Origin of the sequence: Escherichia sp. MOD1-EC5990 (assembly GCF_002965285.1) — a bacterium.
In the GTDB taxonomy this organism is placed as follows: domain Bacteria; phylum Pseudomonadota; class Gammaproteobacteria; order Enterobacterales; family Enterobacteriaceae; genus Escherichia; species Escherichia coli_F.
Genome location: NZ_PTRV01000003.1, coordinates 132,565 through 147,003 on the forward strand (window position 1 = coordinate 132,565; position 14,439 = coordinate 147,003).

Sequence of the window (14,439 nt, forward strand, 5' to 3'; positions counted from 1 at the left end):
CAGGCGTCGCAGCAAGAATAGAGCTGCAACGCCTACACCGGGCGATTTAACGACGACACATCTCATCAATCATGCATGTGAAATAGTTATGCAGCCATAAAAACGAAGCCGGGATAGCGGTAGAGACTTTAGCCGTGAGAAAACGTTCTGTCGCATCCTGCTTTCCTTCGCCAGTTATCAGTAACAAAACTTCGCGGGCATTGAGAATATCCTTCAGGCCTAAAGTGATCCCACGAGTCACGGGACGGCCCGCGGTTTTTAACATCTCATGTTGCTGTGTTCTGGTATCAAGCTGGCTGATATGGCTTGCTGGTTGCAGACTTTCTCCCGGTTCGTTCAGCCCAAGATGGCCGTTTTTTCCCAATCCGAGAACGCATAAATCCAGACCGCCTTTGCGCGCAATCAGGTTCGTTACCCGTTCGCACTCTGTCTCATTTATCTCTTCAGAGCGAAAGCTGATGAGCTGGTCTTCACGTAGCCCCAGCGGCTGCACGATATGCTGTTGAAGGAAAGTTTCGCAGGTGCCAGGCATCGTTAATGGCAGATCCACCCATTCGTCGAGCTTCACGAAGGTCAGTTGGCTGACATCAACCTGCTGCTGGTGGATTTTTTCTACCAGATAATGATACGTCAGTAATGGCGTGGCTCCGGTCGCCAGGCAAATCACAGCATCCGGTTTGCTACGGATCACGGCCAATAAATATTCGCTGGCACGTTCACTTAACGCCGTATAGTTTTCAACTTGTTGAAGGGTTTGCACAGGATGAAATTCCTTTAGTAAAGAGGCACCACCAGACGCAGTGCCTCGTTCCATTTACAAAATGCCGAATGCGGAACAAACAATAGAGAGCACAAAAGTCACGCCGATTAACAGCACCGGATGCGCTTTTTTCACCCGCAGGAAGTAATACATCAGCAGGGTGTAGGCCATCGGTAAAATGTTCGGGAAGACTTTATCGAAGAAATCCTGCTGCAGCGCGACGCTGTGGGTACTGTCGATGGCAAACGACGTCACCACGTTAATATGCACATACGAAGCGATCAGCCCGCCGATTACCGTGATCCCGAGGATGGTTGCCGAACGGGCAATCATCTGCGAGTTCTCTCGTACTTTATCGATCGCCTTCACGCCGACTGAATAACCGACGTGGGTCCAGCCGACGCGCAGGAAAAAGATAAGCAGGTAAACGGCGAAAAATAGAATCGGCCCCAGCAGGTTTCCCTGACTGGCAAACGATGAGCAAATCCCCGCCATAATCGGCAACAAAGTAAACCAGAAAATCGCATCACCAATCCCGGCGATTGGGCCAAACAGCGCCACTTTGAGGCCTTTAATGGTGTCGCGGTTTTCTCCTTTTTCTTCCATCGAAATGAGTAATCCCATCAGGAATCCGACCAGATTCGGGTGGGTATTAATAAATTCGAGGTTATCTTTCATCGCCGCGCTTAAACCCGGCTTGTCATCCTTATAAATTTTTTTCAGGATCGGCAACATCGCCCAGGTAAAGCCGCCCGCCTGCATCCTTTCGTAGTTAAAGCTCGCTTGCAGGAGTGACGAACGAAAGCCCAGACGGGTGATATCTTTTTTACTGATTTCAGATCCCATTGCTGTAGTCCTCTTCTTCATTTTTACTGGCAACGGGCTGCGGTTGCGCTTGCTGCCGGGATTTCGCATTGAAAAACTCATACACCGCAAAGCCTGCGCCCAGTACGGCAACCGGCAACAGGTTGCTGACCTGGATGTAGCAAACAAACAGGAAACCGGCGATCAGGTAAGGGATATATTGCGCTTTGAACATTACGCGCAGCAGCAAGCCAAAACCAACGGCAGGCAGAATACCGCCAGCCACTTCAAAGCCGTGGGTCAGCCAGGCGGGCATCGCTTTCACCAGCGCCTGCATCGCCCCCTGTGCCAGGTAAGTACAGAGGAAAGCAATCACCGCATACGCTGAAGCGACGATGAGCATCGTTGTCCAGTTAAGTCGGGAAAACGCTGCCGTATCCGCCTCTTTCGCACATTTATCGGCTTTGGTCATAAATAATGAGAAAGCGGAATAGAAGAACAGAATGACGTACTGCATTAACAAACTAAACGGCAGGCCAAGACCAATTGCCGTTTTGGCATCGACGCCCGTAGACCATGCAATGACGGTGGTCATCAGACCCGCCATAATTGGGTTGGGCGGCTGAACACCACCTGCGGGGGTTAATCCGGCGAAAGCCAGTTCTGTCAGGCCACCGGTAATTAAGCCAATCTGAATATCACCGAGAATAGCACCTGTAAGGGTACAAACGATTATCGGGCGGAATAAAAATAAGGCTTCCAGCCAAAAATCAATCCCCAGAACGAAAACTAACGCCGCCAGGGATAATCCCTGAATTAGGGTTATTTCATGCATTTTTATTACCTCAAACCAATATTAAGGCGATTTTAGATTTAGTCAGGGATTTGTTCTTTTTGATCGCCAGGGACGTCCTGAATAAAAATATTCACACCGCGTTGTTTAATAAAGCGTAAGTCCGCGAGATCTTGATCGTCGATATAAACTTTACTGCTGATTTGCTTTTTACCTTCCGAGAAATGCATATTGCCGACGTTGACATCTTTCAGGTCAATGCCACCTTCTATCAATTTACGTACCGTTTGCGGCGTACGGCAAATCAAGAAGATTTTCTGATGCGGTGCAGCTTTGCCGATGACGTTAATGGTTTTTTCGATAGTAAAGAAACGAATGCCAAAGCCGTAGGTTTCCGCGGTAATACCCATTAATTTCTGTTGAATATCATCGTTAGCGACAACATCATCCACGACTACCAGCAGATTTGCACCGATGGTAGATGTCCAGGTCACACCAACCTGACCGTGAACCAGACGGTTATCAATACGGGTTAAGAGAATATTTGGACTGCTCATTGTGTAATCCTCACCATAAAGTTGAATAATATAATTTTTTTAAATATATTATTGTTGCGATATTTTACTGATGTATTTATTAAGGTTTAGTTATCTCCTTTACCATTAAGGCACTCCCCGATATTAATCGGGAAGTACATTGGGATAAATCATAAAAAACTAATGATTATGCTGAAATTCGATTCGCTGAGCCACAGACATTAATTTTATTTCTGACAACTTCTTTCATCGCATCCATACCGACGCGCATATAATAACGAGGATCATTACCCTGCGGATTTTCCGCAAACCAGGCTTTAACCGCGCCAGCGAAGGCTATTTTTAATTCTGTGGCAACGTTCACTTTTGTGACGCCAAGTTCAATAGTGCGACGGACAAATTCATCCGGGACATCGCTGGCACCATGCAGCACCAGAGGAACATCCACCACTTCACGAATTTCCGCCAGCCGCTGGAAATCAATCTTCGGCGTTTTGCTGTATAAGCCGTGCGCCGTACCAATCGCTACCGCCAGGCTGTCGACGCCAGTCAGTTCGACAAAGCGTTTAGCTTCTTGTGGATCGGTCAGGAATGCACTTTCGGCGTCAACGCTCATGTCATCTTCAACACCGCCCAGGCGGCCCAGTTCTGCTTCCACGCTGCAATCCTGTGAGTGGCAGAAGTCGACAACCGATTTCACCAGCTTCACGTTCTCGTCAAACGGGAAGTGGCTGCCGTCGATCATCGCACTGCGCACGCCTGCGTGGACTTTACGGCGAATATCATCGAGTGATTCGTGGTGGTCGAGATGCAGCGCCAGTGGCATGTTGTAGGTTGTGGAATAGGCGCTACACAGGGCGTAGATCTCTTCCAGCGCGATATGTTTAAAGGTCCCCGGCGTTCCGGCGAGGATCACCGGCGATCGCATTTCACTGCACACTTCGAGGATCGCCTGGATCGTCTCGGCGTTATGAATGTTAAAAGCAGGCACCGCGTAGCCATTGGCCTGGGCGTCCTGTAACAGATATTTGGTGGAGATAATGCTCATAATGCGATCCTCTTATGCCTGCCACGGATGAATGATTACGCCTTGCACCACACGGTTAACGGTGCCGCTGGCTGATGGGGTATCCGGCGTATTGCCCATGTGCAGCGACTGCATCAGTGCAAACGTCTGGGCGTACATCAGGAAGCAAAATGCCTGCTCAACGTCGATAAAGTGACGTGACGGCGGCAGGATGATATGTGGACCGGCGGTAATAACGTCGTTGCCTTCCGCGGCGATGGCGATTACGCGCATTGCCTGGTTGTCACGGCGGAGTTCTGCCAGCAGATCAAGATCATACTGACGCGTATAGGGGTGGCTGGAGACAAACACCACCACCAGCGTTTCGTCATCGACCAGTGATTTAGGCCCATGACGGAATCCGGTCGGGGAATCATAAAAGGCCGCCAGTTTACCCGCCGTTAGTTCAAGCACTTTCAGCGCCGACTCGCGTGCTGCTCCCTGTAATCCACCACTGCCGAGATAAACGATCCGTTTCCACGGTGCGTAACCAAACACACCTTCGCTGAAATCGCCCAGTGAGGTCAGGATCGCCTGGCAACGATCCGCTACGTCGCGGAAGGTCTGGCTATTGATTGTCTCAGGTGCGAAAACCGCGAGGCAGCTGGCCATCATAGTGGTAATGCTACTTGTCATCGCAAAGCCGCGATCGTGCGTTTCTGCGGGCATCAGCAGGGCAAACGCGTTGTCGCTGTTGATCGCGTTTTGGTAAAGAGCGCCCGCTTCGTTGCAGGTGATCGGCAGGTGATAGCATTCCGGTACAAACTGATTCGCCAGTTCCACGGCGGCGACACTTTCCGGGCTGTTGCCGGATCGACCGAAGGAGATCAACAGCAGTGGATGCGCTGGGTTCAGGTATTCCATTGGATTGGTGACCAGATCGGTGGTCGGTACGGCGCTGACGTTTTTGCCGGTATGGCTGGCAAGCCACGGCGCGATGATGTCACCGATAAATGCCGAGGTTCCGGCTCCGGTCAGGATGATCCGCAGATTCTCTTTGCGCAGTAACGGTTCAAGGAAGTTATTGAGCGCTGTACGTAACGCGTCGATGTTGGTGAGTGAACGGATCCATGCGCGAGGCTGATGGCGGATCTCTTCTTCAGTCCATGTGCCGGTGGTGGCGGCCGCTGGGGTGTAATTTTCTGGCATAACTCAATCCTTAGTCTGATGAACTTGACTTCCGGCATTGCAGGTTTCGCTTGCCTTTCGTTTCATTTCACTTGGTGATTCGTTTCGTTGATTAAAATCTATAGAAAAGAAATCGAAAGTTCAATGGAGAAAAAAGAAATAAAACGAAATTTGTGATCGTTGAAAGAAAAGACAAGGGAAGATTAAAGGATTGCGTGATGACGTCGCTATGTGTACCGATTGCTGGAAGCGGCGTACCGTAGAGCGGATAAGACGCGCCAGCGTCGCATTCGACACCACTGCACAGATTAAAACGAAAGAAAAAGAAAGGCCTTACGGGGGAAGTGAAGGCCCAATAAAGGAGCAAACCATCAAAACGAAGCTAATTGACCCTGAATCCAGATTTGTTGCACATGCAGTCCGCTATCCAGCGCAACGACGCTGGCGCGTTTGCCCGGTTTAAGTGATCCCAAAACACCATCAACACCCAGCATTCGCGCCGGATGCAGCGACGCCATATGGATGGCTTCCGCTGGCGTTACGCCCGTCAGCTCGACCATATTGCGAACAGCCGCATCAACAGACAGCGTACTGCCCGCCAGTCCACCGGACGCGGTACGGACAACGCCGTCGTGCATCTGCACCTCTTCACCACATAACGTATATTGACCATCCGGCATCCCGGCTGCCTGCATCGCATCAGTTATCAGCACGATTCTCTCTTTCGCGCAGCAACAACACAGCGACATCGCCGCCGGATGTACATGATGCCCATCGGCTATCAATTCCAGCCAGGCGCGCTTGTCCGTTAAACCCGCGCCAACCATTCCCGGTTCGCGGTGATGTAATCCTGTCATCCCGTTATAGCAATGCACCAGGCCGTCGGCACCAACATCAAATGCGGCGCGGGTTTGTTGCCAGGTTGCTGCGCTATGTCCCAGCATTACCCGCACGTTCTGCTGTTTAAGATGACGAATGGCTTGTAACGCGCCCGTTTTTTCCGGTGCCAGCGCCACCACGCGCAAGGTATGCCGTGAAACAGCAATCAATTGATCCAGCTCGGCAATTTCCAGCTCGCGAAACAGCTCCGGCGGATGTGCGCCTTTATTCTGCGGCGTGAAGTACGGTCCTTCGAGATAACTCCCCAGCACTTGCGCACCAGGCCCGCCGCGCTGGCAGCGTAGAGCAATACGTTCCAGCGCCGCATGAATGGTATTAAGCGGCGCGGTTACGGTAGTCGGCAACCAACTGCCGACACCTTCCCGTGCCTTGTGCATTGCCAGCTTGTCGAGCACATCCGGCGCGTCATCCATAACATCAACGCCCGCACCACCGTGTACATGGGTATCGATATAAGCGGGGCAGAGCAGTTCCGCATCGCGTTCAGCCACGCCCACTGGAATCGGTTCGATTGCTGCAATTACACCGTCAGCAATACACAACTGATGGTCATCGAGCCATCCCTCTTCAGTCAGCAGCCTTCTGGCGCGCAGAACGTGTGTCATATTCCTTCCTCGACCGGACATTCTTCATGGCAGCGGCCTAACTCGTCTACCAGACTGGTCAGCCCACGGTGTCCACACTCCAGCGCCTGCACACGGAATTCTTCACCGCTTAACCCTTCGCGCTCCAGCACCATTTCCAGTAACAGTTGCAAATTGGTGCCGGTGATCACTTCATAGCCCGGTTTTTGCATCGCCAGCGTTGAAGCCACGCGAAACGGTGTGCCGCCCAGCAAATCTGTCAGAAAAACAATGCCGTCTTCACAATCCAGTTGGGCGATGGCCTCTTCAAGCTGCGATGTAAGCAGCGCAGTGCTTGAGGTTTCCGGAAAATCAATGGCGATAAACTGCGACTGCTCGCCGAGGATTTGCTTCATTGCTTTTTCCATGCCGCTGGCAAATCCGCCATGCCCTGTCAAAATAATACTTAACATCTAATACCTCATTGTATTTAAAGGAAATGACAGAATTTACCGACGATGCCAAGAACCACGGTAACCGCAATCAGGCGCAGCGGACTCCAGCCGCGGCGTACCAGCCAGAACATGGTCAGGGTGTAGACTAGCGGTAAGAAGGCAGGCATCAGTTTGTCGATAACGTCAGCCTGCAGCTTAACCACTGCGTCGCCCGCCGTGATTTCCAGCGTGGTGCTTAAACGAACATAGGTTGCCACCAGCGCGCCGATTACCGTCATCCCAACGATTGACGCAGCATGGCCGACTTTTTTGGTATTCGCTTTAATGAGTGGAATCGCCGCCACGCCCATGCGGTAAGCATAATGCGCCAGACCAAAACGCAGCCCCAGGTGTACCACGTTGAACAGCACAATAAACACGACTGCGCCAAGAATAGAGCCTTGTAGCGCGAGGCTTGCGCCTATCCCGCCACAAATCGGCAGTAGCGTTAGCCAGAACATCGCATCGCCAATCCCGCCGAGCGGCGCACCGACGGCAATTTTGGTGCTCTGAATACTGTTAACGTCCTGCTTAGAACGCTCCATCGCAAGGATAATGCCGATAACAAACGTCACCAGAAACGGATGGGTATTGAAGAAACCCATATGTCCCTTCATGGCGCGCGCCAGGTCGCGTTTATTAGTGTGGATCTTTTTCAGAGCAGGCAGCAGACCGTACAACCAGCCGGAAGCCTGCATACGCTCGTAGTTAAAAGAAGCTTGTAACAGCATGGAACGCCAGGCGACGCGGTTGATATCTTTTTTTGTTAGCTCCGCGCCAATGCTCTGATCTTCATACACGTTTTCATTGACGCCTGTCAGCAGTGTTTCTTCGTTTTCACTGACGTTCGGCAGGGTAGTTTGATTAGATGCCATCTTCAAATTCCTCTTTCTGTGCCGCAGGTTGAGTCGGTTCAGGAGATTTACGCAGCAAGTCGATCAGCGCCATCGCCAGCGCGGCGGCAGCAATAGCCAGCACCGGTAACTTGAGCCAGGCTGCGGCAACGAAGCCCAGGATGAAGTAGGGGATATAGACGTTTTTCATCATGATTTTCAGCAGCACGGCAAAACCGATTGCTGGCATGATGCCGCCCGCGACGCCAAGGCCGTCGATTAACCGTTGCGGCAGGACATCAATGATGGTTTTTGCATGCTCCGCGCCGAAGTAGATAGGCAGGAAAGCGCAGAGAAAATAGAACGTGCCGAGTGCCAGCAATGCCAGATAGTTCACGCGTTCAATGCCGCGAGTATCGGCGTTCTCCGCCATCCGGTCGCAGCGGGACATCACGCCAGACATCACCGAGAACAGGAAGGTAATCCCCATCTGTACTGCGACAGCGAAAGGTACGGCGACACCGACCGCGACATCCGGTTTCACGCCAGTAGTAATGGCAAACGCCGTGCCGACGATAGTTCCGATAATCACGTTAGGCGGCTGTGCGCCCGCCAGTGGTGCCAGCCCCATCCACACCAGTTCCAGCGTACCGCCGGTTAAAATACCGGTATGCAGATCGCCAAGCACCAACCCAACTAACGGGCCGAGGACCACCGGGCGGTGCATATGGGTCAAGCCGTTAAACATATCCAGGCCAGCGATAAAGGCGATAATGCCCAACGCAAATGCCTGCAACAGACTGATTTCCATAATGAATCCCTCAAAGTAATTTAAAGAGGTCCACAGCAGGTTCTGTCGGAACGCCCTGAACGAAGCATTCCACCCCAGCGGCTTTCAGGTCGTTAAATGCCGCGATATCGCTCGCATCCACAGAAACCGTTTTGGCAATTTGCTGCTTGCCATTGGCATAGTGCATGTTGCCAACGTTAATGCGACTCACCGGGACCCCACCTTTAACCAGCGTCAGGAAATCGGCAGGTGTTTTACAAACCAGCAGGATTTTCTGCCGATCGGCGGCGCGGTGGATGTTGTCGATCACCTTTTGCAGCGTCCAGAAACGTACGGCGATCCCTTCAGCCAGTACCATTTCCATCAGGTTTTGTTGTACCGGATCTTCGGCAACCTCATCATTGGCTACCAGCACCAGATTTGCCCCCGCAAATCCGACCCACTGAACGCCGACCTGACCGTGAATCAAGCGTTCATCAATCCGGCTTAAAACAATATTTGGCATAGCGTGTTCCTCTTTGTTTTGCTTATTGGCCTTCACAGGCTGTGTGGTACTGCGCCAGGATGTCCTGAATATGGTTGATAATGAGTTCCCGTGGCGTTGGCTGCAGCTCGCCGGAGCGAACTTTCACGTATTGCAGCGGCAGGTACTGACTGATGAGCGGCAGCGGAATCGGTGAATCCGCCAGATTACGAACCAGATGAGCGAAAGCGTCATCAATCTGGCTGTCCGGCCAGTAATAGCGCACGCGATCCGAGTAGCTATAACCACGCGCCAGACGACGCGCGTTGCCATCACCGTGGTAGTGGCTTTGCCAGTATTCTGGGCGGTCGAGCATCACGTTTTCCAGCACCTGACGCAGACCGGAACAGGCTTTTGCTGGCACCAGTTCTTCTTCAATCGCTGCCAGTGAAAACAGTGCTTCACGCAGGGCGAAGGTCAGCGCTGGGCCAACTTTCAGAATGGAAAAGTGGTCAATCACCAGCTGGCGCAGCGATTGCGGCGTTTGATAATCGGTAGAGTGCGCTTCGAAAATCAGCGTTTCGTAGTTTTCGACCATCTGGCTTAAGGCGGTCGCTTTAGCTGGCTGATAATCAATAACGTTGGTGTGATCGAATTCGACGCCGGGTTGTACCACCAGAGCAATGATGCGTGGCCAGATGGCATTCAGACCTTGCTTTTCAAAGGCGTGACGATGGGCTTCCAGCGTGGCGCGGGCGGCATCCGGCGTGGTGACCGCCAGCTCGCTTAAGGTTTCATGCGCGCCGCCAGGTACCGGCACTTCGGTACCAATGACATAGACCAGATCGGCTTCGCCAAAGTGTTCACGGCAGGTTTCTTCCGCGACTTTAGCCAGTCGGGCGGCGCGTTCAGCCACGATGTCATCGGTTAAGGGAACCGGATCGTCCTGACAGGACATGCTGCAATCAAGGTGAATTTTTTTGAATCCTGCCGCCACGTAGCTTTTAATCAAATCATCGGCATTGGCCATCGCCTGAGCTGCAGGCAGGTTTTGCCAGCGGTTTGGCCCCAGATGATCACCACCCAGAATCAACGCGTCTTGTGGGAAATTCAATGAGTCGGCGAGCTGACAAACAAAGCCGCGAAAATCGGCGGGTGTCATTCCGGTATAACCGCCGAACTGGTCCACCTGATTGGATGTCGCTTCAATCAGTAACGGTGTTTGGTTTGCACTGGCGTAGCGGATTGCAGCTTCCAGCACCAGCGGGTGTGCGGAACAAACGGCATAAATCCCATTTGTTTTGCCCTCTTTGTGCTGCCTCACCATTTCTGTCAGATGTTTCACTTTCCTCTCCAGTTCAGATTGCTGCGATATTAATCTTTCGTTTTGTTTCAGTTGATACTGCGTCATAGTGAGATAAAAATAAAACGAAAGATAATAGTTTTCTGATCTGATTCACAAAAGAAACATAATGAAAGTCTCTAAAACGAGAGTAGCTTGCGGCTGGGGGCAATGTGGGCTTGCATTTGCTTAATAGAAAGGCGTTAATAGGCAAAACGAAATGAAACGAAAGTTTTACGAAAGGACTTACTATGAGTAATACCGACGCTTCAGGCGAGAAGCGAGTGACAGGCACCAGCGAGCGACGAGAACAAATCATTCAGCGCCTGCGACAGCAAGGGAGTGTGCAGGTTAACGATCTGTCGGCATTGTATGGCGTATCTACTGTGACGATCCGCAACGATCTGGCGTTTCTGGAAAAGCAGGGGATCGCTGTGCGGGCCTATGGCGGCGCGTTGATCTGCGATAGCACGACGCCGTCAGTCGAGCCATCAGTGGAAGATAAAAGCGCGCTGAACACTGCGATGAAACGCAGCGTTGCTAAAGCTGCCGTTGAGTTGATTCAGCCAGGTCATCGGGTGATCCTCGATTCCGGGACCACCACGTTTGAGATTGCTCGTCTGATGCGCAAGCACACCGACGTAATTGCGATGACCAATGGTATGAACGTAGCCAATGCACTGCTGGAAGCAGAAGGCGTTGAACTTCTTATGACCGGCGGGCATCTGCGGCGTCAGTCGCAATCTTTTTACGGCGATCAGGCTGAACAATCGCTACAAAATTACCACTTTGATATGCTTTTTCTCGGCGTAGATGCTATCGATCTGGAGCGCGGCGTCAGCACGCATAATGAAGATGAAGCCCGTTTAAACCGTCGGATGTGCGAAGTTGCGGAACGGATCATTGTGGTCACCGATTCCAGTAAGTTCAATCGTTCCAGTTTACATAAGATCATTGATACTCAACGTATCGACATGATCATTGTTGATGAAGGCATTCCTGCGGATAGTCTGGAAGGACTGCGAAAGGCTGGGGTTGAAGTGATTCTGGTCGGGGAGTGAGAAAGGATGCCCGCTGGTCAACACCAATGCGTTCGGCGGGCATTGTGAACACCATCAATGGTTTTCTTCTGTCTCTTGGGCGAGGCTTTCCCAGTCGGCAGGAGGATGTCCTCTTTTTAACATTTTACTGAATACGGTATAGGCATCTGTTTTTTTACCGTAGGTGCGCAGCGTGTTTTCATCGTTCATCCATCCCAGAATGATGACTTTCTCTTTTTCACTGTAACGAAAGAAGAGACGATAGCGACCAGCACCAAATTTTACCCGTGACCAGTCTTTATTTTTCCCAGAGCCTAACGACTTGCCATGACGGAATGCCGGTGATGATGGATTGACCGTGATATGCTCCTCAATCACTTTATGGACCACCGCCAATAACTTTGTGGCAGCTTTTCTCTGATAATTTTCAGGATCTTTTCCCTTTAATGCCTCGACTTCGGCAACTAAAGCATCGTAGGTTTCCTGAAAACAGGGATGAGCATATAGCGCCCAACCATTAACCCTTTGTGGAAAATCCATTATTCGTCGTCGCCAATCTCATCGTCAATGTTGACGTCCATGCCAGCGACAAGTTTCTTTCCTTGTTGAATGTCGAATGGACGAGTTTTTTGCGGGTTGTTCTGGATATCTGCATCCAGAAAACGCAAAAATGCATTCATAGTATGATCCTCCTGTTCATCTCCCAGTCGGCACATAAATACTTGCCCACCAGGCAGAATTTCGTAATGAATGCTGTCCAGGCCTGGCTTCAGTTTTAAGGCCTCACGCACTGGCGCGGGGATAGTTGTTTGTCCGCGTATCGTGACCTTTGATTCAGTGGTCAGTACAGCGTTAGAGCGAGCATTAGCGGGCATTATTTACTGTCCTTTTACAGCCTGTTTTCTGCTCAAATTATAAGCTTGAACTAAGGTAATGCAAATGCATTATTAATGGATGTGTGGACTTTAAACAATAAAAACATGGCACTAAGGCCATGTTTTGCGAGGGACGTTCCAAAAGAAATCAAGTCACCGGTGCCGGGTTAAACACCGCCAGCTGGTTATGCAGTCCCCATTGATCTGAGAAGGTTTTCTTCTTCCCGCTGGCGACGTCGAGAATAAAATGGAACAACTTACAGCCCACCTCTTCAATAGTTTCTTCGCCGGTGGCGATAGTGCCTGCGTTGATATCCATTAAGTCAAACCAACGGTTTGCCAGTTCGGTGCGGGTCGCCATTTTAATGACGGGTACTGCCATCAGGCCATATGGCGTGCCGCGACCGGTCGTAAACACTTGCACGGTAATCCCTGATGCCACCTGTTGCGTGCCACAGACAAAATCGCTGGCTGGCGTCGCGGCGTAAATTAATCCGCGTTTAGTCGGGCGTTGACCGGGCGATAGCACTTCAACAATTGCGCTTTTACCCGATTTAGCAATGGAGCCGAGCGCTTTCTCCACCACATTTGCCAGACCGCCTTTCTTGTTGCCCGGCGAAGGGTTGGCGCTGCGGTCGGTTTTTCCCATATTGAGATAGTTATCGTACCACTCCATCTCCTCCAGCAGCCGTTTGCCGACCTCTTCGTTCACTGCGCGTGGTGTCAGCAGATGGATCGCGTCACGCACTTCTGTGACTTCTGAAAACATCACCGTTGCGCCGCAGCGCACCAGTAGATCAGACGCATACCCAACCGCCGGGTTTGCCGTTACGCCAGAAAACGCATCGCTGCCACCGCACTGCATGCCGACAACCAGTTCTGAAGCCGGACAGGTTTCTCGCTGACGTTGATTCAGTTTTTGTAGATGGCGTTCGGCGACCTGCAAAATATCCTCGACCATGGACTGAAAACCGACATGCTTTTCATCCTGCAAACTGACAATGCTGGCGCTTTCTACTGGAATAGCTTGCACATCATCCGTTCCAGTCAGCAGGCGCTCAGGCTGCAACTTTTCACAACCCAGACCAATCACCATTACTTCGCCGCCAAAGTTAGGGTTCAGCGAAATATTGTGAATGGTACGAATAGGCACAACTGCCGCCGGTGCGTTAATCGCCACGCCACAACCGTACAAATGATTCAGCCCCACCACGCCATCGACGTTCGGGTATTTCGGTAGCAGATCGCGTTCAATGATTTTTACTACGTAGTCCACCACGCCTGCCACACAGTGGACGCTGGTGGTGATGCCGAGCAGGTTTTTGGTGCCCACGCTGCCATCAGCATTGCGATAGCCCTCAAAGGTGTATCCTTCCAGCGGCGGTAAGGGTTCCGGGACTTTGGTTGCCAGTGGCAGCGTGTGTAACGGCGGCGCTTCCGGTAGTACAACCATTGATTCGTCGATCCAGCTTCCGCGTGGGATTGCGCGCACGGCGTAACCAATCACTTCACCATAACGAATAATTTCACCATTAGCCGGAATGTCCAGCAATGCGACTTTATGCCCCTGGGGAATATGTTCAATTAATTCCAGCCCATCCGGAAAACGCGTTCCTGCTTTCAGGCCATTATCATTAACAATAATTGCCACATTATCTGTGTCATGAACTTTTATATAAAACGCAGTTGGCGTTTCTTGTCTGATTTCGATGTTGGCCATTGTGCAATATTCTCCAGCCAGGGGTTATTAAAATGAGGATCTGGTCTCATTTAAAAATAAATGACTTCATTGGGTGAAATAAGAATGTCAGGAGTTTAAACGCAGAAATGTGATCAATGTCAATCATTTCAGGGATTGCAGTGCCGCCCGGCAGGGTAAAGCGCAAATCTGTGCTTTAGCGCGCAACCTTATGTGCATATGCTCAAAATAATATTTAAATAGTAATAATTAAATTAGCATTTGCACAATGATTATTATTCTCTCGCTGCTTATACTAATTCCTGAGTTCATTGTCGTAACGGCATAAATAAAACTCATAAATAACACCTTCC

At 51.0% G+C, this 14,439-nt stretch carries 16 protein-coding genes; 1 reads left to right on the plus strand and 15 read right to left on the minus strand.

The annotated features are described in order from the left end of the window. Positions 1 to 46: 46 nt before the first annotated feature. From BEB42_RS04625 to kbaZ, 12 genes are all read right to left on the minus strand, one after another. Positions 47 to 814, minus strand: a complete 768-nt coding sequence (locus BEB42_RS04625) for a galactosamine-6-phosphate isomerase (RefSeq protein ID WP_072157066.1) — start codon at positions 812 to 814, stop codon at positions 47 to 49. After that, on the minus strand, positions 815 to 1,606 hold the full coding sequence (agaD, locus tag BEB42_RS04630; RefSeq protein WP_000534351.1) for a PTS galactosamine transporter subunit IID: 792 nt from the start codon (positions 1,604 to 1,606) through the stop codon (positions 815 to 817). Beyond that, positions 1,596 to 2,399 (minus strand): PTS galactosamine transporter subunit IIC, encoded by an 804-nt coding sequence (gene agaC, locus BEB42_RS04635; protein ID WP_000544464.1) that lies wholly within the window; start codon positions 2,397 to 2,399, stop codon positions 1,596 to 1,598. The genes agaD and agaC overlap by 11 nt, the downstream gene beginning before the upstream one ends. Before the next feature lie 38 nt (positions 2,400 to 2,437). Continuing rightward, complete coding sequence (gene agaB, locus BEB42_RS04640) at positions 2,438 to 2,914, minus strand: PTS galactosamine transporter subunit IIB (RefSeq protein ID WP_000098011.1); 477 nt, start codon at positions 2,912 to 2,914, stop codon at positions 2,438 to 2,440. Between the two features lie 166 nt (positions 2,915 to 3,080). Next, the gene (kbaY, locus tag BEB42_RS04645; protein WP_000022773.1) at positions 3,081 to 3,941 is read right to left on the minus strand and encodes a tagatose-bisphosphate aldolase subunit KbaY; all 861 of its coding nucleotides are present in this window, start codon (positions 3,939 to 3,941) and stop codon (positions 3,081 to 3,083) included. Between the two features lie 12 nt (positions 3,942 to 3,953). Further along, positions 3,954 to 5,108, minus strand: a complete 1,155-nt coding sequence (locus BEB42_RS04650) for an AgaS family sugar isomerase (RefSeq protein ID WP_001114898.1) — start codon at positions 5,106 to 5,108, stop codon at positions 3,954 to 3,956. Positions 5,109 to 5,458: 350 nt separating this feature from the next. Beyond that, entirely contained in the window at positions 5,459 to 6,592 is a 1,134-nt protein-coding gene (nagA, locus tag BEB42_RS04655) for an N-acetylglucosamine-6-phosphate deacetylase (RefSeq protein WP_105267183.1), read from the minus strand. After that, positions 6,589 to 7,023 carry a PTS galactosamine/N-acetylgalactosamine transporter subunit IIA gene (agaF, locus tag BEB42_RS04660; RefSeq protein ID WP_032303830.1) on the minus strand — a complete coding sequence of 145 codons (435 nt, stop codon included), beginning with the start codon at positions 7,021 to 7,023 and terminating at the stop codon, positions 6,589 to 6,591. Before agaF ends, nagA begins: the two co-directional genes overlap by 4 nt. A 17-nt stretch (positions 7,024 to 7,040) precedes the next feature. Then, a complete protein-coding gene (gene agaE, locus BEB42_RS04665) occupies positions 7,041 to 7,919 on the minus strand; it encodes a PTS N-acetylgalactosamine transporter subunit IID (RefSeq protein WP_001295548.1) in 879 nt (292 codons plus the stop codon). After that, entirely contained in the window at positions 7,909 to 8,688 is a 780-nt protein-coding gene (gene agaW, locus BEB42_RS04670) for a PTS N-acetylgalactosamine transporter subunit IIC (RefSeq protein WP_000406214.1), read from the minus strand. The genes agaE and agaW overlap by 11 nt, the downstream gene beginning before the upstream one ends. A gap of 10 nt (positions 8,689 to 8,698) precedes the next feature. Next, the gene (agaV, locus tag BEB42_RS04675) at positions 8,699 to 9,172 is read right to left on the minus strand and encodes a PTS N-acetylgalactosamine transporter subunit IIB (RefSeq protein ID WP_032303829.1); all 474 of its coding nucleotides are present in this window, start codon (positions 9,170 to 9,172) and stop codon (positions 8,699 to 8,701) included. Between the two features lie 22 nt (positions 9,173 to 9,194). Continuing rightward, positions 9,195 to 10,475, minus strand: coding sequence for a tagatose-bisphosphate aldolase subunit KbaZ (kbaZ, locus tag BEB42_RS04680; protein ID WP_001360987.1), 1,281 nt, complete (start codon positions 10,473 to 10,475; stop codon positions 9,195 to 9,197). 248 nt (positions 10,476 to 10,723) lie between these two features. Between kbaZ and agaR the strand changes: the two genes are divergently transcribed. Continuing rightward, complete coding sequence (gene agaR / locus BEB42_RS04690) at positions 10,724 to 11,533, plus strand: aga operon transcriptional regulator AgaR (RefSeq protein ID WP_000072187.1); 810 nt, start codon at positions 10,724 to 10,726, stop codon at positions 11,531 to 11,533. Between the two features lie 54 nt (positions 11,534 to 11,587). Here the strand turns inward: agaR and yhaV are convergent, their stop codons facing one another. The 3 genes from yhaV to garD all read right to left on the minus strand — a co-directional run bounded on the left by yhaV (position 11,588) and on the right by garD (position 14,107). Next, positions 11,588 to 12,052: a type II toxin-antitoxin system ribonuclease toxin YhaV gene (gene yhaV / locus BEB42_RS04695; protein ID WP_000347250.1), complete on the minus strand. Its 465-nt coding sequence runs from the start codon at positions 12,050 to 12,052 to the stop codon at positions 11,588 to 11,590. Further along, a complete protein-coding gene (gene prlF, locus BEB42_RS04700) occupies positions 12,052 to 12,387 on the minus strand; it encodes a type II toxin-antitoxin system antitoxin PrlF (RefSeq protein WP_001296435.1) in 336 nt (111 codons plus the stop codon). The genes yhaV and prlF overlap by 1 nt, the downstream gene beginning before the upstream one ends. Before the next feature lie 148 nt (positions 12,388 to 12,535). Next, positions 12,536 to 14,107 (minus strand): galactarate dehydratase, encoded by a 1,572-nt coding sequence (gene garD / locus BEB42_RS04705; protein WP_105267185.1) that lies wholly within the window; start codon positions 14,105 to 14,107, stop codon positions 12,536 to 12,538. Positions 14,108 to 14,439: the final 332 nt, after the last annotated feature.

Coding starts and splice junctions, on each gene's coding strand:
- agaF (WP_032303830.1), bottom strand. CDS start 7,023: ATGTTAAGTATTATTTTGACAGGGCATGGCGGATTTGCCAGCGGCATG.
- nagA (WP_105267183.1), bottom strand. CDS start 6,592: ATGACACACGTTCTGCGCGCCAGAAGGCTGCTGACTGAAGAGGGATGG.
- yhaV (WP_000347250.1), bottom strand. CDS start 12,052: ATGGATTTTCCACAAAGGGTTAATGGTTGGGCGCTATATGCTCATCCC.
- BEB42_RS04625 (WP_072157066.1), bottom strand. CDS start 814: ATGGAACGAGGCACTGCGTCTGGTGGTGCCTCTTTACTAAAGGAATTT.
- agaR (WP_000072187.1), top strand. CDS start 10,724: ATGAGTAATACCGACGCTTCAGGCGAGAAGCGAGTGACAGGCACCAGC.
- prlF (WP_001296435.1), bottom strand. CDS start 12,387: ATGCCCGCTAATGCTCGCTCTAACGCTGTACTGACCACTGAATCAAAG.
- agaW (WP_000406214.1), bottom strand. CDS start 8,688: ATGGAAATCAGTCTGTTGCAGGCATTTGCGTTGGGCATTATCGCCTTT.
- agaB (WP_000098011.1), bottom strand. CDS start 2,914: ATGAGCAGTCCAAATATTCTCTTAACCCGTATTGATAACCGTCTGGTT.
- agaD (WP_000534351.1), bottom strand. CDS start 1,606: ATGGGATCTGAAATCAGTAAAAAAGATATCACCCGTCTGGGCTTTCGT.
- agaE (WP_001295548.1), bottom strand. CDS start 7,919: ATGGCATCTAATCAAACTACCCTGCCGAACGTCAGTGAAAACGAAGAA.
- agaC (WP_000544464.1), bottom strand. CDS start 2,399: ATGCATGAAATAACCCTAATTCAGGGATTATCCCTGGCGGCGTTAGTT.
- garD (WP_105267185.1), bottom strand. CDS start 14,107: ATGGCCAACATCGAAATCAGACAAGAAACGCCAACTGCGTTTTATATA.
- kbaY (WP_000022773.1), bottom strand. CDS start 3,941: ATGAGCATTATCTCCACCAAATATCTGTTACAGGACGCCCAGGCCAAT.
- agaV (WP_032303829.1), bottom strand. CDS start 9,172: ATGCCAAATATTGTTTTAAGCCGGATTGATGAACGCTTGATTCACGGT.
- BEB42_RS04650 (WP_001114898.1), bottom strand. CDS start 5,108: ATGCCAGAAAATTACACCCCAGCGGCCGCCACCACCGGCACATGGACT.